The organism is Pantoea graminicola (genome assembly GCF_048452665.1).
In the GTDB taxonomy this organism is placed as follows: Bacteria; Pseudomonadota; Gammaproteobacteria; order Enterobacterales; family Enterobacteriaceae; genus Pantoea.
In genome coordinates this window covers 101,711-116,814 of record NZ_JBLWSJ010000009.1, presented here as the reverse complement: position 1 = coordinate 116,814, position 15,104 = coordinate 101,711, and the positions used below count along the sequence as shown (strand labels likewise).

The window sequence follows — 15,104 nt, the reverse complement described above, 5'->3', positions numbered from 1 at the left end:
CTTCCTGTCATCTGTGTGTAAAATATTCACCGGTAAAATTGAACTTGTGGATAACTTTGCCACTCTAAGTAGCACAGATTGCTTTCGGATTTCGCGCGACGTTGACTTACTGTATCGTCTGCGCAGGGAAATGTGCGGCAATTCCACTGAATTTGTGAGGGTTTGAATGACCAAAGAAATGCAAACTTTAGCTATTGCTCCTCTTGGCAACCTGGAGTCTTACGTCCGGGCGGCGAACACCTGGCCGATGCTCTCGGCAGAAGAGGAAAAAGCGTTGGCTGAACGGCTGCATTACCAGGGCGATCTGGATGCGGCAAAGACGCTGATCCTGTCTCACCTACGCTTTGTAGTTCATATCGCTCGTAACTACTCCGGCTACGGCCTGCCACAGGCGGACCTGGTGCAGGAAGGTAACATCGGCCTGATGAAAGCGGTGCGTCGCTTCAACCCGGAAGTGGGCGTGCGTCTGGTTTCGTTTGCCGTGCACTGGATTAAAGCTGAGATCCACGAATATGTGCTGCGCAACTGGCGTATCGTAAAAGTCGCGACCACCAAAGCACAGCGTAAGCTCTTCTTTAACCTGCGTAAAACCAAGCAGCGTCTGGGCTGGTTCAACCAGGATGAGGTCGAGATGGTGGCGCGTGAACTGGGCGTCAGCAGCAAAGACGTGCGCGAAATGGAATCGCGTATGGCGGCCCAGGATATGACCTTTGATATGTCTGCTGATGATGAGAGCAGCGAAGGTCGCTCGATGGCACCGGTGCTCTACCTGCAGGATAAAACCTCTGACTTTGCTGACGGCATTGAAGAGGATAACTGGGATGCGCACGCGGCTGACAAGCTGAGCTATGCGATGGAAGGTCTGGATGAGCGCAGTCAGCACATCATCCGCGCCCGCTGGCTGGACGAAGATAACAAAACCACGCTGCAGGAGCTGGCCGATCAGTATGGCGTTTCCGCCGAGCGTGTGCGCCAGCTGGAAAAGAACGCCATGAAAAAACTGCGTATGGCGATCGAAGCGTAACGCACGTTAACACCGTAAGGGGCGACAGATGATGTCGCCCTTTTTGTTTCCCCCTCTCTGCTCAGCCGCTGGCGCTTACTCTGCCGACCTTATCCAGCCATCACTCTGTGCCCGAAAGCCACACGCCTGCATAAAGGCCGCCCGCACCTGCTGATCGTCACTGCCATCATCGGCGACCCACCAGTCTGCCACAGAGCTGTTCTGCCTCATTGTCTCCTCCAGCAGATACTGACCGACGCCGCGTCGCCGGGTCACATCGCGGACGGTCAGCCGCTGGATCTTGCCGTGGGTTCCGGCGATCTCCAGAAGCAGACCAGCCAGCAGGCGGTCGTTGAAGCGCGCAGCATAGAGACGATGCCGCTCATCCAGATGCTGCGCCAGTTTTTCCATCTCCAGATCCGGCCAGACTTTGCCCAGATCGATGCGGTCCTGTGCGGTCAGCATCGTCACCCGCTGAATAGTGAGCTTCATAACAAAAACCTCTGTAATAGGGGAATGTGTAGCGAAAATATACAACCTGCGCGCCACCACATTTTCATCAATAAAACAGGTCAAAAGATGGCCTGGATGCCAGGATGATAGTTGTAAACAGCGACAGCGAATGGTCACCCAGCATAACGCGCTGGCAAAGTGGTGAAAAACCGGCCATTGCCTCCAGTGTATTATGCTGTTTCACTCAGTCAATTCTGAATATGTCAGTTGATTTACAGAAGAAACTTCCTGTTTAATAACCTGAAAAATAAAGCCTTATTACTAATAAATGCCAGAAAAGTAAGCTAACTCATTCATGCTTAATCAGTTTTCCACTTTATCTGGCAGCGCAAACACTCACAACATACACGATAAAACAGATGGGGTAGTCAGGATGAAAATGAAAGGTCGCGCATTACTGGCGGGATGTGTAGCACTGGCGATGAGCCATGCGGCGCTGGCTGAAGATATCAAAGTGGCGATTGTTGGCGCCATGTCGGGTCCGGTGGCGCAGTATGGCGATATGCAGTTCGCGGGCGCTACTCAGGCGATTGAAGATATCAATGCCAAAGGTGGCGTTAACGGCAACAAACTGGTGGCGGTGAAATATGACGACGCCTGTGACCCGAAACAGGCCGTGGCGGTCGCCAACAAAGTCATTAACGACGGCATCCGCTATGTGATTGGCCATCTCTGTTCATCCTCCACGCAGCCCGCATCTGACATCTATGAAGATGAAGGTGTGCTGATGATCACCCCGGCCGCGACCGCACCAGACCTGACCTCACGCGGCTATAAACTGATTATGCGCACCACCGGCCTTGACTCCGATCAGGGGCCGACGGCGGCAAAATATGTGATGAGCGAGCTGAAACCGCAGCGCATCGCTGTCGTACACGACAAGCAGCAGTATGGCGAAGGCCTGGCGCGCGCCGTGCAGGAGAGCCTGAAAAAGCAGGGCGCGAACATCGTGATGTTTGAAGGGATCACCGCCGGGGATAAAGATTTCTCCACGCTGGTGGCTCGCTTCAAGAAAGAGAACGTCGATTTTGTCTACTTCGGTGGTTACTACCCGGAAATGGGCCAGATCGTCCGCCAGGCGCGTGCAGCTGGTCTGAAAACCCAGTTCATGGGGCCGGAAGGGGTGGGTAACGCCTCGCTGTCGAACATTGCCGGTGCCGCCTCTGAAGGCATGCTGGTGACCCTGCCAAAACGCTATGACCAGGTGGCGACCAACAAACCTATCGTGGATGCGCTGAAAGCGAAGAAACTGGATCCGACCGGTCCGTTCGTCTGGACCACCTACGCCGCACTGCAGTCGCTGGCGACCGGCATGGAGCGCAGCAAGAGTGCCGAGCCGGATGCCATCGTGAAAAACCTGAAAGAGGGTGCCGCAGTGCCAACCGTAATGGGCAACCTGAACTGGGATGAGAAGGGCGACCTTAAGGGCTTTGAATTCGGCGTCTTCAAATGGCATGCCGATGGCACCTCGACCGCTGTGAAGTAAACCAGGTCATTTTCGGGTAGATGGCAGGCCGGGTAACCGGTTTGCCTGACCTGCGACATGAACGCCTGGCACCTCACTGCCAGGCGTTTTTTGTACCCCGGTCGCCTGCGATCGGACAAGTAAGGGTTAAGGTATGTCGGAGCAGTTTCTCTATTTTATTCAGCAGATGTTCAACGGTGTGACCCTGGGAAGCACTTATGCGCTGATCGCCATCGGTTACACCATGGTTTACGGCATTATCGGCATGATCAACTTCGCCCACGGCGAGGTCTACATGATCGGTAGCTACGTCTCCTTTATCGTGATTGCTGCCCTGATGATGATGGGCATCGACACCACCTGGCTGATGATCGCGGCGGGCTTTGTGATGGCGGTGATTATCTCCAGCGCCTACGGCTGGAGCATTGAACGTGTCGCCTATCGCCCCGTGCGTGCCTCGAAGCGCCTGATTGCGCTGATCTCCGCCATCGGGATGTCGATATTCCTGCAGAACTACGTCAGCCTGACGCAGGGTTCACGCGACCTGGCGTTGCCGAGTCTGATCACCGGGCAGTGGACGGTGGGTGAGAGCAACGGCTTTGCCGCCACTATCTCCACCATGCAGGTGGTGATCTGGGTCGTGACCTTCCTGGCGATGCTGGCCCTGACCACGTTTATTCGCTACTCCCGCATGGGCCGGGCCTGTCGCGCCTGTGCAGAAGATCTGAAAATGGCCAGCCTGCTGGGCATTAACACCGACCGCGTGATCTCCCTGACCTTTGTGATCGGGGCCGCGATGGCCGCGGTTGCTGGCGTACTGCTGGGTCAGTTCTACGGTTCGATTAACCCCTTCATCGGTTTTATGGCCGGTATGAAGGCGTTCACCGCCGCCGTGCTGGGCGGCATTGGCAGTATTCCTGGCGCGATGATTGGTGGCCTGGTGCTGGGGATCGCCGAGGCGCTGACCTCCGCCTATCTCAGTACGGAATATAAAGATGTGGTCTCGTTTGCGCTGCTGATCGTGGTGTTGCTGGTGATGCCGACCGGGATTCTGGGTCGCCCGGAGGTCGAAAAAGTATGAAGACTTCCTTTATCAATGCGCTGATCTCGGCCCTGATGCTGCTGGTGCTCGCCACCTTCTTTATGGGGCTGCGCCTGAACCTCGATGGCACACAGCTGGTGGTGCAGAACGCCGGTAGCGTGCGCTGGAACTGGATCGCGACAGGCTGTGTGGTGGTGTTTCTGTTCCAGCTGCTGCGTCCGGTGTGGCAACGCGGTCTGAAGAAAATGTCTGGTCCGGCGCTGCTGTTACCGGGCCTGGATGGTTCGACGCCGAAGCAGAAGCTGGTGATGGCAGTGCTGATTGTCGCCGCGATTGCCTGGCCCTTCCTGGTGTCACGCGGCACCGTCGATATCGCCACCATGACGCTGATCTACGTGATGCTCGGTCTGGGCCTGAACGTGGTGGTCGGACTGTCGGGCCTGCTGGTACTGGGTTATGGCGGTTTCTATGCCATCGGCGCCTATACTTTTGCGCTGCTGAACCACTATTACGGTCTCGGCTTCTGGCAGTGTCTGCCGCTCTCCGGCATGGTTGCCGCACTGTTTGGCCTGCTGCTGGGCTTCCCGGTGCTACGACTGCGTGGCGACTATCTGGCGATTGTGACGCTGGGCTTTGGCGAGATCGTGCGTATTCTGCTGCTGAACAACACCGCTCTGACCGGTGGGCCAAACGGCATCAGCCAGATCCCGAAACCGACGCTGTTTGGTCTGGAGTTTGGCCGCACGCCGCGCGAGGGCGGCTGGGATACCTTCCACAACTTCTTTGGTCTGAAGTATGACCCCAGCGATCGCATCATCTTCCTCTACATGGTGGCGCTGCTGCTGGTGGTGCTGACGCTGTTTGTCATCAACCGGCTGCTGCGGATGCCGCTGGGCCGTGCCTGGGAAGCGCTGCGCGAAGATGAGATTGCCTGTCGCTCGCTGGGCCTGAGTCCGACCCGTATCAAGCTCACCGCGTTTACTATCAGCGCCGCCTTTGCGGGCTTTGCCGGCAGTCTGTTCGCGGCGCGTCAGGGCTTTGTCAGCCCGGAATCCTTTACCTTCGTCGAATCCGCCTTTGTGCTGGCGATTGTGGTTCTGGGCGGCATGGGCTCCCAGTTTGCGGTGATCCTGGCGGCCATTCTGCTGGTGGTGTCACGCGAACTGATGCGCGATCTGAATGAGTACAGCATGCTGGTGCTGGGTGGCCTGATGGTGCTGATGATGATCTGGCGGCCACAGGGATTATTGCCGATGAAACGTCCGCATCTGAAACTCAGAACCGGTAAAAAAGGAGAGCAGGCATGATTCAGCCTTTATTAGCCGTTGAAGGCCTGATGATGCGCTTCGGCGGTCTGTTAGCCGTGAACAATGTGGCGCTGGAGCTGCGTCCACAGGAGATCGTCTCGCTGATCGGGCCGAACGGTGCCGGTAAAACCACCGTGTTTAACTGCCTGACCGGCTTCTACAAGCCCACCGGCGGCAGCATTAAACTGCGCGAACAGCATCTGGAAGGTCTGCCGGGCCAGAAGATCGCGCGGATGGGCATCGTGCGGACCTTCCAGCATGTGCGTCTGTTCCGTGAGATGACGGTGATTGAGAACCTGCTGGTCGCGCAGCATCAGCATCTCAAAAGCGGCGTGTTTTCCGGCCTGCTGAAAACCCCGGCGTTTCGCCGCAGTGAGAGCGAGGCGCTGGACCGTGCCGCAACCTGGCTGGAGCGGGTCGGCCTGCTCGATCTGGCAAACCGTCAGGCGGGCAACCTGGCCTATGGTCAGCAGCGCCGGCTGGAGATCGCACGCTGCATGGTGACGCGCCCGGAGATCCTGATGCTGGATGAACCGGCTGCGGGCCTGAACCCTAAAGAGACGCATGAGCTGGATGCGCTGATCGCGGAGCTGCGGGGCGAACACAAGGTTTCCGTGCTGCTGATTGAACATGATATGAAGCTGGTCATGGGAATTTCTGACCGTATTTATGTGGTGAATCAGGGAACGCCACTGGCTAACGGAACGCCGGAGGAGATTCGTAACAATCCGGATGTCATTCGTGCCTATTTAGGAGAGGCCTGAGATGGCAAATACGATGTTAACCATTGAAAACGTCAGCGCGCACTATGGCAAGATTCAGGCGCTGCATAACGTCAGCCTCTACATCAACCAGGGGGAGATCGTCACCCTGATCGGGGCCAACGGCGCCGGGAAAACCACGCTGCTGGGCACGCTGTGCGGCGAACCCCGCGCGACCCAGGGCACCATCACCTTTGATGGCAAAGCCATTACCGACTGGCAGACGTCGCGCATTATGCGGGAAGCGATTGCCATCGTGCCGGAAGGACGACGGGTCTTTTCACGTATGACGGTGGAAGAGAACCTGGCGATGGGGGGCTTTTTTGCCAGCCGCCAGGCGTATCTGACACGCATCCGGCGCGTTTACGAACTCTTTCCACGGCTTGAGGAGCGTAAAATCCAGCGCGCCGGAACGATGTCGGGCGGTGAGCAGCAGATGCTGGCGATTGGCCGTGCGCTGATGAGTCAGCCGCGCCTGCTGCTGCTGGATGAGCCCTCGCTGGGGCTGGCACCGATCATTATTCAGCAGATTTTCGACACCATTGAGCAGCTGCGCAGCGAAGGGATGACCATTTTCCTGGTCGAGCAGAACGCCAATCAGGCGCTGAAGCTGGCGGATCGGGGCTATGTGCTGGAGAACGGCCATGTGGTGCTCGAAGACACAGGCGCAGCACTCCTCTCTAACGAAGCCGTCCGCAGCGCTTACTTAGGCGCCTGATGGGGCACGGCCTGGCCTGCTGGCCAGGTTCCGGCTGGGCAGCGCTCGCCATCCTTACGTACGACGTGTACGTTCCGGTGGCTGCGCTGTCCGTTCACGGCTCCGGGTGTCGGCGTGGGGGGGCAGAGCAGCTCAGGCGGCTGACAAACTCAAATCAGGCGAATCTGGCCGCAGCAAATAAGCTTAAGACGCAGGGAACAGGGGCAGAAGAGGAAAGCGTCCCGCGCTATGGACAACAACGCCGGGAGCGTTTTGAACAACGCAACGCGCCGGGCCGTATACGGGCGCATTTCAGGAATGAGGTGCGTAATCGCGCGGGCTCAGCATGTCATGGATGACGGATTTAGCGTCTTTCCGCTCTGACCCCGTTCGCTGTGCATACTCAGTCTGACCGCACCCCAGCCAGGGTTATCATCCTTCTCACCCCGCGTTAACCGCGCTGCCTTTTCCTCTTCTGTGCCTGTCATCCGGCTGTCATCTCTCCGTTATTAATCCGTCATTTTTCCGTGTCATGTTACTTCGCGAACCAGAAATCCGTGATTTCACGCGTATTTACCTGCACAGGAAAACTTTATGTCCGTCGTTACCTTTCGTCGTAGCCTGATGAGCGCGCTGCTCGGTCTGGCGATCAGCGGCCAGGCGCTTGCCGCCACTGAGATCCCTTTCTGGCACTCCATGGAAGGCGAGTTAGGCAAAGAAGTCGATTCGCTGGCACAGCGTTTTAATCAGACCCATCCCGATTACAAAATTGTTCCGACCTACAAAGGTAACTACGAGCAGAGCCTTGCCGCCGGGATTGCGGCAGTGCGCAGCGGTAAAGCGCCTGCGGTGCTGCAGGTCTATGAAGTCGGCACGGCGACCATGATGGCCTCCCAGGCGGTCGTGCCGGTGCATCAGGTCTTTAAAGAGGCGGGCATCCCCTTTGACGAGAAGCAGTTCGTGCCCACGGTGGCGGGATACTACAGCGACAGCAAAGGTCAGCTGATCTCTCAGCCGTTCAACAGCTCGACGCCGGTGCTCTACTACAACAAAGACGCCTTTAAAAAAGCGGGCCTGAACCCGGATCAGCCGCCGAAAACCTGGCAGGAGCTGGCGACGGATGCCGCCGCACTGCGCAAGTCGGGCATGAGCTGCGGCTACGCCAGCGGCTGGCAGGGCTGGATCCAGATTGAAAACTTCAGTGCCTGGCATGCCCTGCCGGTGGCGACGAAAAACAACGGATTTGACGGGCTGGACGCGGTTCTGGAGTTCAACAAGCCGGTGCAGGTTCGCCACATCGGACTGCTGGAAGCGATGAACAAAAAAGGGGACTTCACCTACTTTGGCCGTAAGGATGAGTCCACCGCCAAGTTCTACAACGGTGACTGCGGCATCACAACCGCCTCATCGGGATCGCTGGCGGATATCCGCCACTACGCAAAATTCAACTTCGGCGTGGGCATGATGCCATATGACGACACCGTGCCGGAGGCACCACAGAACGCCCTGATCGGCGGTGCCAGCCTGTGGGTGATGAAAGGTAAGGACGCGGCAACCTACAAAGGCGTGGCCGAATTCATGCAGTTTCTGGCTAAGCCGGAAATCGCCGCTGAGTGGCACCAGAAAACCGGTTATCTGCCGATCACCACCGCCGCCTACGAGCTGACAAAGCAGCAGGGCTTCTACGACAAAAATCCGGGCGCCGATATCGCCACTCGTCAGATGATGAATAAGCCGCCGCTGCCGTTCACGAAAGGCATGCGTCTGGGCAATATGCCGCAGATCCGTACCGTGATCGACGAGGAGCTGGAAAGCGTCTGGACCGGTAAACAGTCGCCGCAGAACGCACTGGATAACGCCGTGAAGCGTGGCAACGCGCTGCTGCGCCGCTTTGAACAGCAGGTGAAGTAATCTCTCCTTGCGGGTCAGCCCCGGCTGGCCCGCCTCTTTCTGACGCCAGGTACGCCATGTCTTCATCCCGTCCCGTCTTTCGCACCAGCCTGTTACCCTATCTTCTGGTGCTGCCGCAGCTGCTGATTACCGCCATTTTCTTTCTCTGGCCCGCCGGTGAAGCGTTATGGTACTCGCTGCAAAGTCTCGATCCCTTTGGCATCTCCAGCCGCTTTGTCGGACTGGAAAACTTCAGGCGGCTGTTTGCCGATCCCTACTATCTCGACACCTTCTGGACCACCCTGAAATTCAGCGGGATGGTGACGGTGTTCGGTATGCTCTCGTCTCTGCTGCTGGCGGCGCTAGTGGACTATGTGGTGCGCCTGCGCCGCCTCTATCAGACGCTGCTGCTGCTGCCCTACGCCGTAGCGCCGGTGGTGGCGGCGGTGCTCTGGATGTTCCTGTTTAATCCTGGACTGGGCCTGTTCAGCTACCTGCTGAACCACCTGGGCTACAACTGGAACTACGCGCAGAACAGCGGCCAGGCGATGTTCCTGATTGTGCTGGCGTCGATCTGGCAGCAGATGAGCTACAACTTCCTGTTCTTCTTTGCCGCCCTGCAATCGATCCCAAAATCCCTGGTGGAAGCCGCCGCGATTGACGGTGCGGGACCGGTACGGCGCTTCTTCAACCTTTCGCTGCCGCTGATAGCACCGGTCAGCTTCTTTCTGCTGGTGGTCAACCTGATCTACGCCTTCTTCGACACCTTCCCGGTGATCGATGCTGCAACCGGCGGCGGACCGGTGCAGGCGACCACGACGCTGATCTACAAAATCTATCGCGAAGGCTTTACCGGGCTGGATCTCTCCGCGTCGGCGGCGCAGTCGGTGGTGCTGATGCTGCTGGTGATCGGGCTGACGGTGATCCAGTTCCGCTTTGTTGAACGTAAGGTGCAATATCAATGATTGAGAATCGACGCGGGCTGGATCTCTTCAGCCACATCGTACTGGTGCTGGGCGTGCTCACCATCCTGTTTCCGCTCTATGTCGCTTTTGTGGCGGCCACGCTGGATAACGCGGCGGTCTATCAGGTGCCGATGACGCTGGTGCCCGGCACGCACCTGTGGGAGAACATCTCGCGCATCTGGACCCACGGCGTCAACGGCAACGGCCCGGCGTTTGGCCTGATGCTGCTTAACAGCATGATCATGGCGCTGGGGATCACGTTCGGCAAAATCACCGTTTCGATGCTGTCGGCGTTTGCGCTGGTCTGGTTCCGTTTTCCGCTGCGCACGCTCTTTTTCTGGCTGATCTTTGTCACTCTGATGCTGCCGGTGGAGGTGCGTATTTTCCCTACCGTGCAGGTGATTGCCGATCTCAATCTGCTCGACAGCTACAGCGGATTAACCCTGCCGCTGATGGCTTCCGCCACCGCCACCTTCCTGTTCCGCCAGTTCTTTATGTCACTGCCGGATGAGCTGGTGGAGGCGGCACGCATCGACGGTGCCAGCGCCATGCGCTTCTTCATCGACATCGTTCTGCCGCTGTCAAAAACCAATCTGGCGGCGCTGTTTGTTATCACCTTTATCTACGGCTGGAACCAGTATCTCTGGCCGCTGCTGATCATCAATGACGCCAGTCTCGGCACGGCGGTGGCGGGGATCAAAAGCATGATCTCCACCAGCGGTTCGCCGACCCAGTGGAACGAAGTGATGGCGGCGATGTTATTAACCCTGATCCCACCGCTGGTGGTGGTGTTAGTCATGCAGCGTGCCTTTGTGCGCGGCCTGGTTGAGAGTGAGAAATAAGATGGCGGGCGTAACCCTTCAGGCAGTAACCAAATCCTACGATGGCAAGAATCAGATCATTCAGCCGCTGAATGTCACGATCAATGATGGCGAATTTATGGTGATGGTTGGCCCCTCCGGCTGTGGTAAGTCGACGCTGCTGCGGATGGTGGCCGGGCTGGAGCGCGTCAGCTCCGGGGATATCTACATCGACAATCGTCGCGTGACGCAGGAAGAGCCGAAAGATCGCGGCATCGCGATGGTGTTTCAGAACTATGCGCTCTATCCCCACATGTCGGTGGAGCAGAATATGGCTTATGGCCTGAAAATCCGCGGCATGGGCAAAGAGCAGATCCGCCAGCGGGTGCTGGATGCGGCGCGCAGCCTGGAACTGGATCACCTGCTGATGCGCCGTCCGCGTGAACTCTCCGGCGGACAGCGCCAGCGCGTGGCGATGGGCCGCGCCATCGTGCGCGAACCGGCGGTGTTTCTGTTCGATGAGCCGCTCTCCAATCTTGATGCCCGCCTGCGGGTGCAGATGCGGCTGGAGCTGCAGCAGCTTCATCGCCGCCTGCAGACCACCAGCCTCTATGTGACGCACGATCAGGTTGAGGCGATGACGCTGGCGCAGCGGGTGATGGTGATGAACAAAGGAGTGGTGGAGCAGATTGGCTCACCGGCCGAGGTGTATGAACGTCCCGCCAGCCAGTTTGTGGCCTCGTTTATCGGCGCACCCGCGATGAATCTGCTGAAAGGGCAGTTCAGCAGCGACGGCTCACGCTTTAACCTCGACGCCTCCCATGCACTGCCGCTCAGCGACATGAAAGCGAAGTGGGCTAACCGATCCGTGGTGCTGGGCATCCGGCCCGAACATATCCGCCAGAGCAGCCGCGAGCAGGGCGGCGTGCCTCTGCGGGTTGATACGCTGGAGATGCTGGGTGCCGATAATCTGGTGCACGGCCGCATCGGTGAGACGCCACTGGTGGTACGCTTACCCCACAGCGAACGGCCACAGCCGGGCACTACGCTGTGGCTGCATCTGCCAGCAGATGCGTTACACTTTTTTGATTCAACCCATGGAAAGCGTCTGGAATGAGCACACAACACTGGCCTTATCCCCGTATCGTCGCCCATCGCGGCGGCGGCAAACTGGCACCGGAAAATACCCTGGCGGCGATCGACATCGGCGCGAAGTATGGCCATCAGATGATTGAGTTTGATGCCAAATTATCAGCAGATGCGCAGATCTTCCTGCTGCACGATGACACGCTGGACCGCACCAGCGACGGCTGGGGCGTGGCGGGGCAGCTGCCGTGGGAAAAACTCTCTCAGCTCGACGCGGGCAGCTGGTTTGGCAGGGCGTTTTCGGGCGAAAAGCTGGCGCGGCTGGACGAGGTCGCGGCCCGCTGTCGCCAGCATCAGATGATGGCGAATATCGAAATCAAACCCACCACTGGCAGTGAAGTGGAGACCGGACGGGCGATCGCGCAGGCTGCGGCAATCCTGTGGCAGGATCAGACGCCTCCACTGCTCTCCTCGTTCTCTTACGAAGCCCTGGAGGCGGCAATGCAGGCCGAGCCGCAGCTGCCACGCGGCCTGCTGTCGCACAGCTGGGACCCGGAATGGCAGGCGAAAACCGCTGCGCTGGAGTGCGTCTCGATCCACCTGAATCACAACGTGCTGACCGCTGAGCGGGTAGCCGAACTCAAAGCCGCTGGCCTCAGGATTCTGGTCTACACCGTCAACAACCCGGATCGCGCCAGAACCTTACTGAAATGGGGCGTCGATGCCATCTGTACCGACAGTATCGACATCATCGGCCCCGATTTTAATCAGTTCTGATTCGGGTTCTGCGTCTGGTGTCCCGGCTGCGCGTCGATAACCCGCTGCCGGGCGCTGTCGCGCTGTTCCTGCATTTTACGCTGCAGATCCTGCGTCTGACGCTGCTGATCCTGACGCAGCTTCAGCTGCTGTTGCTGCTGCTGGCTCTGCATCTGCGACTGCATCCGCTGCTGGCTGGGGTTATAGCCCGGCCTGTTTGGATCGTTGGTGCTGTTCAGCGTGGTCGCCTGGCTGGCGAAAGGCAGCAGGGCGGCTAAAACCATCATCCACTTTTTCATCACTCCTCCTTTCTCAAGCGCGACAGGGTTCCGGGTGCGCAATACCGCACACCGACATCGGGGTCGCAGCCATAAGTTTACCCGATATCACAGACCTTACTTTCAGATGTATTCCGGATTTGACTTAACCCCGGTTATTTTGCTGTATTTGTAGGCACTTGCAGAAATGATAAAAAAATGTAAATAACAACACAGGATGGTGGCAGGATGAAAATGCAGAAAAGGGTGCGTCAGCTGAGCTGGTCGCTGGTGATGAGCATGACCGTGGTGGCTGGCGCTCAGGCTGCGGCAGTGCAGGCTCCGCCGGTCTCTTACGGGGTGGACAGCGATACGTTTCATCCGGTGAAGGCGCAGCACGGCATGGTCGCGTCGGTGGATGCGATGGCGACCCGGGTGGGCGTAGAGATCCTGCGCCAGGGCGGCAATGCGGTCGATGCCGCCGTCGCCGTGGGCTTTGCGCTGGCCGTAACCCATCCGCAGGCGGGCAACCTGGGCGGCGGGGGCTTTATGCTGCTGCGCACGGCCTCAGGCCGCGCCACCGCCATCGATTTTCGTGAAATGGCACCGGGACACGCGTCGCGCGATATGTTCCTGGACAAGCAGGGCAACGCCGACAGCAAACTGTCGCTGACTTCACACCTCGCTTCCGGGACGCCCGGCACCGTTGCCGGACTGGCGCTGGCCGCACAGAAATATGGCACGCTGCCGCTGAGCACCCTGCTGGCCCCGGCGATCAAACTGGCGCGTGAAGGCATTCCGGTCAACGACGCGCTGGCAGATGATCTCAAAACCTACGGCAAAGAGGTCCTGATTACTCATCCCAACAGCAAGGCGATCTTCTATAAGCCGGACGGTACGCCGTGGCAGAAGGGCGATCGGCTGGTTCAGAAAAACCTGGCGCACAGCCTGCAGCTTATCGCCCGTCAGGGGCCGGATGCGTTCTACAAGGGAGAGATCGCCGATGAGATCGCCGGAGAGATGGCGCAGCATGGCGGCCTGATCAGCAAAGCGGATCTGGCGGCCTACCGGGCGGTCGAACGAACGCCTGTCAGCGGCACCTACCGGGGCTATGAAGTCTTCTCCATGCCACCGCCCTCATCCGGTGGTATTCACATCGTGCAGATCCTGAATATCCTGGAGAACTTCGATCTGGCGAAGATGGGCTTCGGCAGCGCCGACGCCATGCAGGTGATGGCAGAAGCAGAAAAATATGCCTATGCCGATCGCTCGGAATACCTCGGCGATCCCGATTTCGTGAAGGTGCCCTGGCAGGCGCTGACCAGCAAAGCCTATGCGAAAACGCTGGCGCAGCAGATCGACGTGGCGAAGGCGCGCCCTTCCAGCGAGATCAAACCGGGCAAGCTGGAACCTTATGAGAGTAATCAGACTACCCATTTCTCGGTGGTGGATAAGCAGGGTAACGCGGTCGCGGTCACTTATACGCTTAACACCTATTTTGGCAGCGGGATTGTGGCGGGCAACAGCGGCATCCTGATGAACAACGAGATGGATGACTTCTCCGCCAAGCCGGGCACGCCGAATGTCTACGGGCTGGTGGGCGGCGAAGCGAACGCCGTGCAGCCGGCGAAACGGCCGCTCTCCTCCATGTCGCCAACCATCGTCGCCAAAGGCGGAAAAACCTGGCTGGTTACCGGCAGTCCTGGCGGCAGCCGCATTATCACCACGGTGTTGCAGATGGTGGTCAACAGCATCGATTTCGGCATGAACGTGGCCGAAGCCACCAATGCGCCGCGCTTCCATCATCAGTGGTTGCCGGATCAGCTGCGCGTTGAGAAGGGCTTCAGTCCGGACACGCTGCGCCTGCTGGAGAATAAAGGTCAGCATGTGAAGGTACTGCCGTCGATGGGCAGCACCCAGAGCATCATGATCGGGCCGGACGGTATGCTGTATGGTGCCTCCGATCCGCGCAGCGTTGATGATCTGAGCGCCGGCTACTGAGCCCGGACGCTAACTGACAGGGAGTATCCGCAGCAGGGGCACGCCGGTGCCTCTGCTGCTTTCAGCCGTCAGGCCTTAACCCGCGCCATATAGTGTGCATCAATCAGCTCGCCGTGCCGCATCGCAAAGCCCTTCGCCGTTCCCTCAATCTCAAAGCCAAAACGCTGATAAAGCGCGATGGCCGGGCCATTGTCGACAAACACCGTCAGCTCCATCCGGCGCACCTGAAGCCAGTCGTCGCACAGCGCAACCATTTCACGCATCAGCGTGGTGCCCACGCCGCGCTGCCGGTAACGCGCATCCACGCCCATCCCCAGGGAGGCGACATGGCGGCGTCTGGCGCGCTCTTCCACCTGCAGCGCACACTGACCCACGATCTCCTCACTGATGCAGGCGACCAGCAGATGCGCATTGGGCTGTGGGGCGGCGAGACGACTCTGCCACATCTGAAGCGACGAATGGGGAAGATGGAGTGTGCTGGCCTGCGTATCGGGCTGGCTGTAGATCCGGTGCAGCGCAGCGGCATCGTCGGGCATAACGTGGCGGACAGTGATTTCCATG

Annotated in this window: 15 protein-coding genes; 12 read left to right on the top strand and 3 right to left on the bottom strand. The window is 58.6% G+C overall.

Translation table 11 applies throughout. The annotated features are described in order from the left end of the window. The first annotated feature begins 166 nt into the window (after nt 1–166). Nucleotides 167–1,024: an RNA polymerase sigma factor RpoH gene (gene rpoH / locus ACNY69_RS18660; RefSeq protein ID WP_010253314.1), complete on the top strand. Its 858-nt coding sequence runs from the start codon at nt 167–169 to the stop codon at nt 1,022–1,024. A 75-nt stretch (nt 1,025–1,099) separates the two neighbouring features. On the opposite strand, the gene panM is transcribed toward rpoH, so the two are convergent. Then, complete coding sequence (gene panM / locus ACNY69_RS18655; RefSeq protein WP_111140407.1) at nt 1,100–1,495, bottom strand: aspartate 1-decarboxylase autocleavage activator PanM; 396 nt, start codon at nt 1,493–1,495, stop codon at nt 1,100–1,102. A 394-nt stretch (nt 1,496–1,889) separates the two neighbouring features. Here panM and ACNY69_RS18650 point away from each other — a divergent pair, with 394 nt between their 5' ends. The 10 genes from ACNY69_RS18650 (at nt 1,890) to ugpQ (ending at nt 12,306) form a co-directional block, all read left to right on the top strand. Further along, complete coding sequence (locus ACNY69_RS18650; RefSeq protein ID WP_111140406.1) at nt 1,890–3,002, top strand: branched-chain amino acid ABC transporter substrate-binding protein; 1,113 nt, start codon at nt 1,890–1,892, stop codon at nt 3,000–3,002. 133 nt (nt 3,003–3,135) lie between these two features. Next, nucleotides 3,136–4,062 carry a high-affinity branched-chain amino acid ABC transporter permease LivH gene (livH, locus tag ACNY69_RS18645; protein ID WP_111140405.1) on the top strand — a complete coding sequence of 309 codons (927 nt, stop codon included), beginning with the start codon at nt 3,136–3,138 and terminating at the stop codon, nt 4,060–4,062. Beyond that, the gene (locus ACNY69_RS18640) at nt 4,059–5,330 is read left to right on the top strand and encodes a high-affinity branched-chain amino acid ABC transporter permease LivM (protein ID WP_293773287.1); all 1,272 of its coding nucleotides are present in this window, start codon (nt 4,059–4,061) and stop codon (nt 5,328–5,330) included. The genes livH and ACNY69_RS18640 overlap by 4 nt, the downstream gene beginning before the upstream one ends. Continuing rightward, nucleotides 5,327–6,094 carry a high-affinity branched-chain amino acid ABC transporter ATP-binding protein LivG gene (gene livG, locus ACNY69_RS18635; protein ID WP_111140403.1) on the top strand — a complete coding sequence of 256 codons (768 nt, stop codon included), beginning with the start codon at nt 5,327–5,329 and terminating at the stop codon, nt 6,092–6,094. Before ACNY69_RS18640 ends, livG begins: the two co-directional genes overlap by 4 nt. A 1-nt stretch (nt 6,095) precedes the next feature. Next, nucleotides 6,096–6,809, top strand: a complete 714-nt coding sequence (gene livF, locus ACNY69_RS18630) for a high-affinity branched-chain amino acid ABC transporter ATP-binding protein LivF (RefSeq protein WP_111140402.1) — start codon at nt 6,096–6,098, stop codon at nt 6,807–6,809. Between the two features lie 573 nt (nt 6,810–7,382). Then, on the top strand, nt 7,383–8,699 hold the full coding sequence (gene ugpB / locus ACNY69_RS18625) for a sn-glycerol-3-phosphate ABC transporter substrate-binding protein UgpB (protein ID WP_418799478.1): 1,317 nt from the start codon (nt 7,383–7,385) through the stop codon (nt 8,697–8,699). A 56-nt stretch (nt 8,700–8,755) separates the two neighbouring features. Then, the gene (gene ugpA, locus ACNY69_RS18620; protein WP_111140400.1) at nt 8,756–9,643 is read left to right on the top strand and encodes a sn-glycerol-3-phosphate ABC transporter permease UgpA; all 888 of its coding nucleotides are present in this window, start codon (nt 8,756–8,758) and stop codon (nt 9,641–9,643) included. Beyond that, entirely contained in the window at nt 9,640–10,485 is an 846-nt protein-coding gene (ugpE, locus tag ACNY69_RS18615) for a sn-glycerol-3-phosphate ABC transporter permease UgpE (RefSeq protein ID WP_111140399.1), read from the top strand. Before ugpA ends, ugpE begins: the two co-directional genes overlap by 4 nt. A gap of 1 nt (nt 10,486) precedes the next feature. Further along, nucleotides 10,487–11,560 (top strand): sn-glycerol-3-phosphate import ATP-binding protein UgpC, encoded by a 1,074-nt coding sequence (locus tag ACNY69_RS18610; protein ID WP_111140398.1) that lies wholly within the window; start codon nt 10,487–10,489, stop codon nt 11,558–11,560. Continuing rightward, nucleotides 11,557–12,306, top strand: a complete 750-nt coding sequence (gene ugpQ, locus ACNY69_RS18605) for a glycerophosphodiester phosphodiesterase (RefSeq protein ID WP_111140397.1) — start codon at nt 11,557–11,559, stop codon at nt 12,304–12,306. Before ACNY69_RS18610 ends, ugpQ begins: the two co-directional genes overlap by 4 nt. On the opposite strand, the gene ACNY69_RS18600 is transcribed toward ugpQ, so the two are convergent. Beyond that, a complete protein-coding gene (locus tag ACNY69_RS18600) occupies nt 12,297–12,584 on the bottom strand; it encodes a DUF2756 domain-containing protein (protein WP_111140396.1) in 288 nt (95 codons plus the stop codon). The genes ugpQ and ACNY69_RS18600 overlap by 10 nt on opposite strands. 207 nt (nt 12,585–12,791) lie before the next feature. Here ACNY69_RS18600 and ggt point away from each other — a divergent pair, with 207 nt between their 5' ends. After that, the gene (ggt, locus tag ACNY69_RS18595; RefSeq protein WP_367395891.1) at nt 12,792–14,543 is read left to right on the top strand and encodes a gamma-glutamyltransferase; all 1,752 of its coding nucleotides are present in this window, start codon (nt 12,792–12,794) and stop codon (nt 14,541–14,543) included. A gap of 68 nt (nt 14,544–14,611) precedes the next feature. On the opposite strand, the gene ACNY69_RS18590 is transcribed toward ggt, so the two are convergent. Further along, entirely contained in the window at nt 14,612–15,103 is a 492-nt protein-coding gene (locus ACNY69_RS18590) for a GNAT family N-acetyltransferase (protein ID WP_233498990.1), read from the bottom strand. Nucleotide 15,104 lies beyond the last annotated feature (1 nt).

Coding starts and splice junctions, on each gene's coding strand:
- rpoH (WP_010253314.1), top strand. CDS start 167: ATGACCAAAGAAATGCAAACTTTAGCTATTGCTCCTCTTGGCAACCTG.
- panM (WP_111140407.1), bottom strand. CDS start 1,495: ATGAAGCTCACTATTCAGCGGGTGACGATGCTGACCGCACAGGACCGC.
- ACNY69_RS18650 (WP_111140406.1), top strand. CDS start 1,890: ATGAAAATGAAAGGTCGCGCATTACTGGCGGGATGTGTAGCACTGGCG.
- livH (WP_111140405.1), top strand. CDS start 3,136: ATGTCGGAGCAGTTTCTCTATTTTATTCAGCAGATGTTCAACGGTGTG.
- ACNY69_RS18640 (WP_293773287.1), top strand. CDS start 4,059: ATGAAGACTTCCTTTATCAATGCGCTGATCTCGGCCCTGATGCTGCTG.
- livG (WP_111140403.1), top strand. CDS start 5,327: ATGATTCAGCCTTTATTAGCCGTTGAAGGCCTGATGATGCGCTTCGGC.
- livF (WP_111140402.1), top strand. CDS start 6,096: ATGGCAAATACGATGTTAACCATTGAAAACGTCAGCGCGCACTATGGC.
- ugpB (WP_418799478.1), top strand. CDS start 7,383: ATGTCCGTCGTTACCTTTCGTCGTAGCCTGATGAGCGCGCTGCTCGGT.
- ugpA (WP_111140400.1), top strand. CDS start 8,756: ATGTCTTCATCCCGTCCCGTCTTTCGCACCAGCCTGTTACCCTATCTT.
- ugpE (WP_111140399.1), top strand. CDS start 9,640: ATGATTGAGAATCGACGCGGGCTGGATCTCTTCAGCCACATCGTACTG.
- ACNY69_RS18610 (WP_111140398.1), top strand. CDS start 10,487: ATGGCGGGCGTAACCCTTCAGGCAGTAACCAAATCCTACGATGGCAAG.
- ugpQ (WP_111140397.1), top strand. CDS start 11,557: ATGAGCACACAACACTGGCCTTATCCCCGTATCGTCGCCCATCGCGGC.
- ACNY69_RS18600 (WP_111140396.1), bottom strand. CDS start 12,584: ATGAAAAAGTGGATGATGGTTTTAGCCGCCCTGCTGCCTTTCGCCAGC.
- ggt (WP_367395891.1), top strand. CDS start 12,792: ATGAAAATGCAGAAAAGGGTGCGTCAGCTGAGCTGGTCGCTGGTGATG.
- ACNY69_RS18590 (WP_233498990.1), bottom strand. CDS start 15,103: ATGGAAATCACTGTCCGCCACGTTATGCCCGACGATGCCGCTGCGCTG.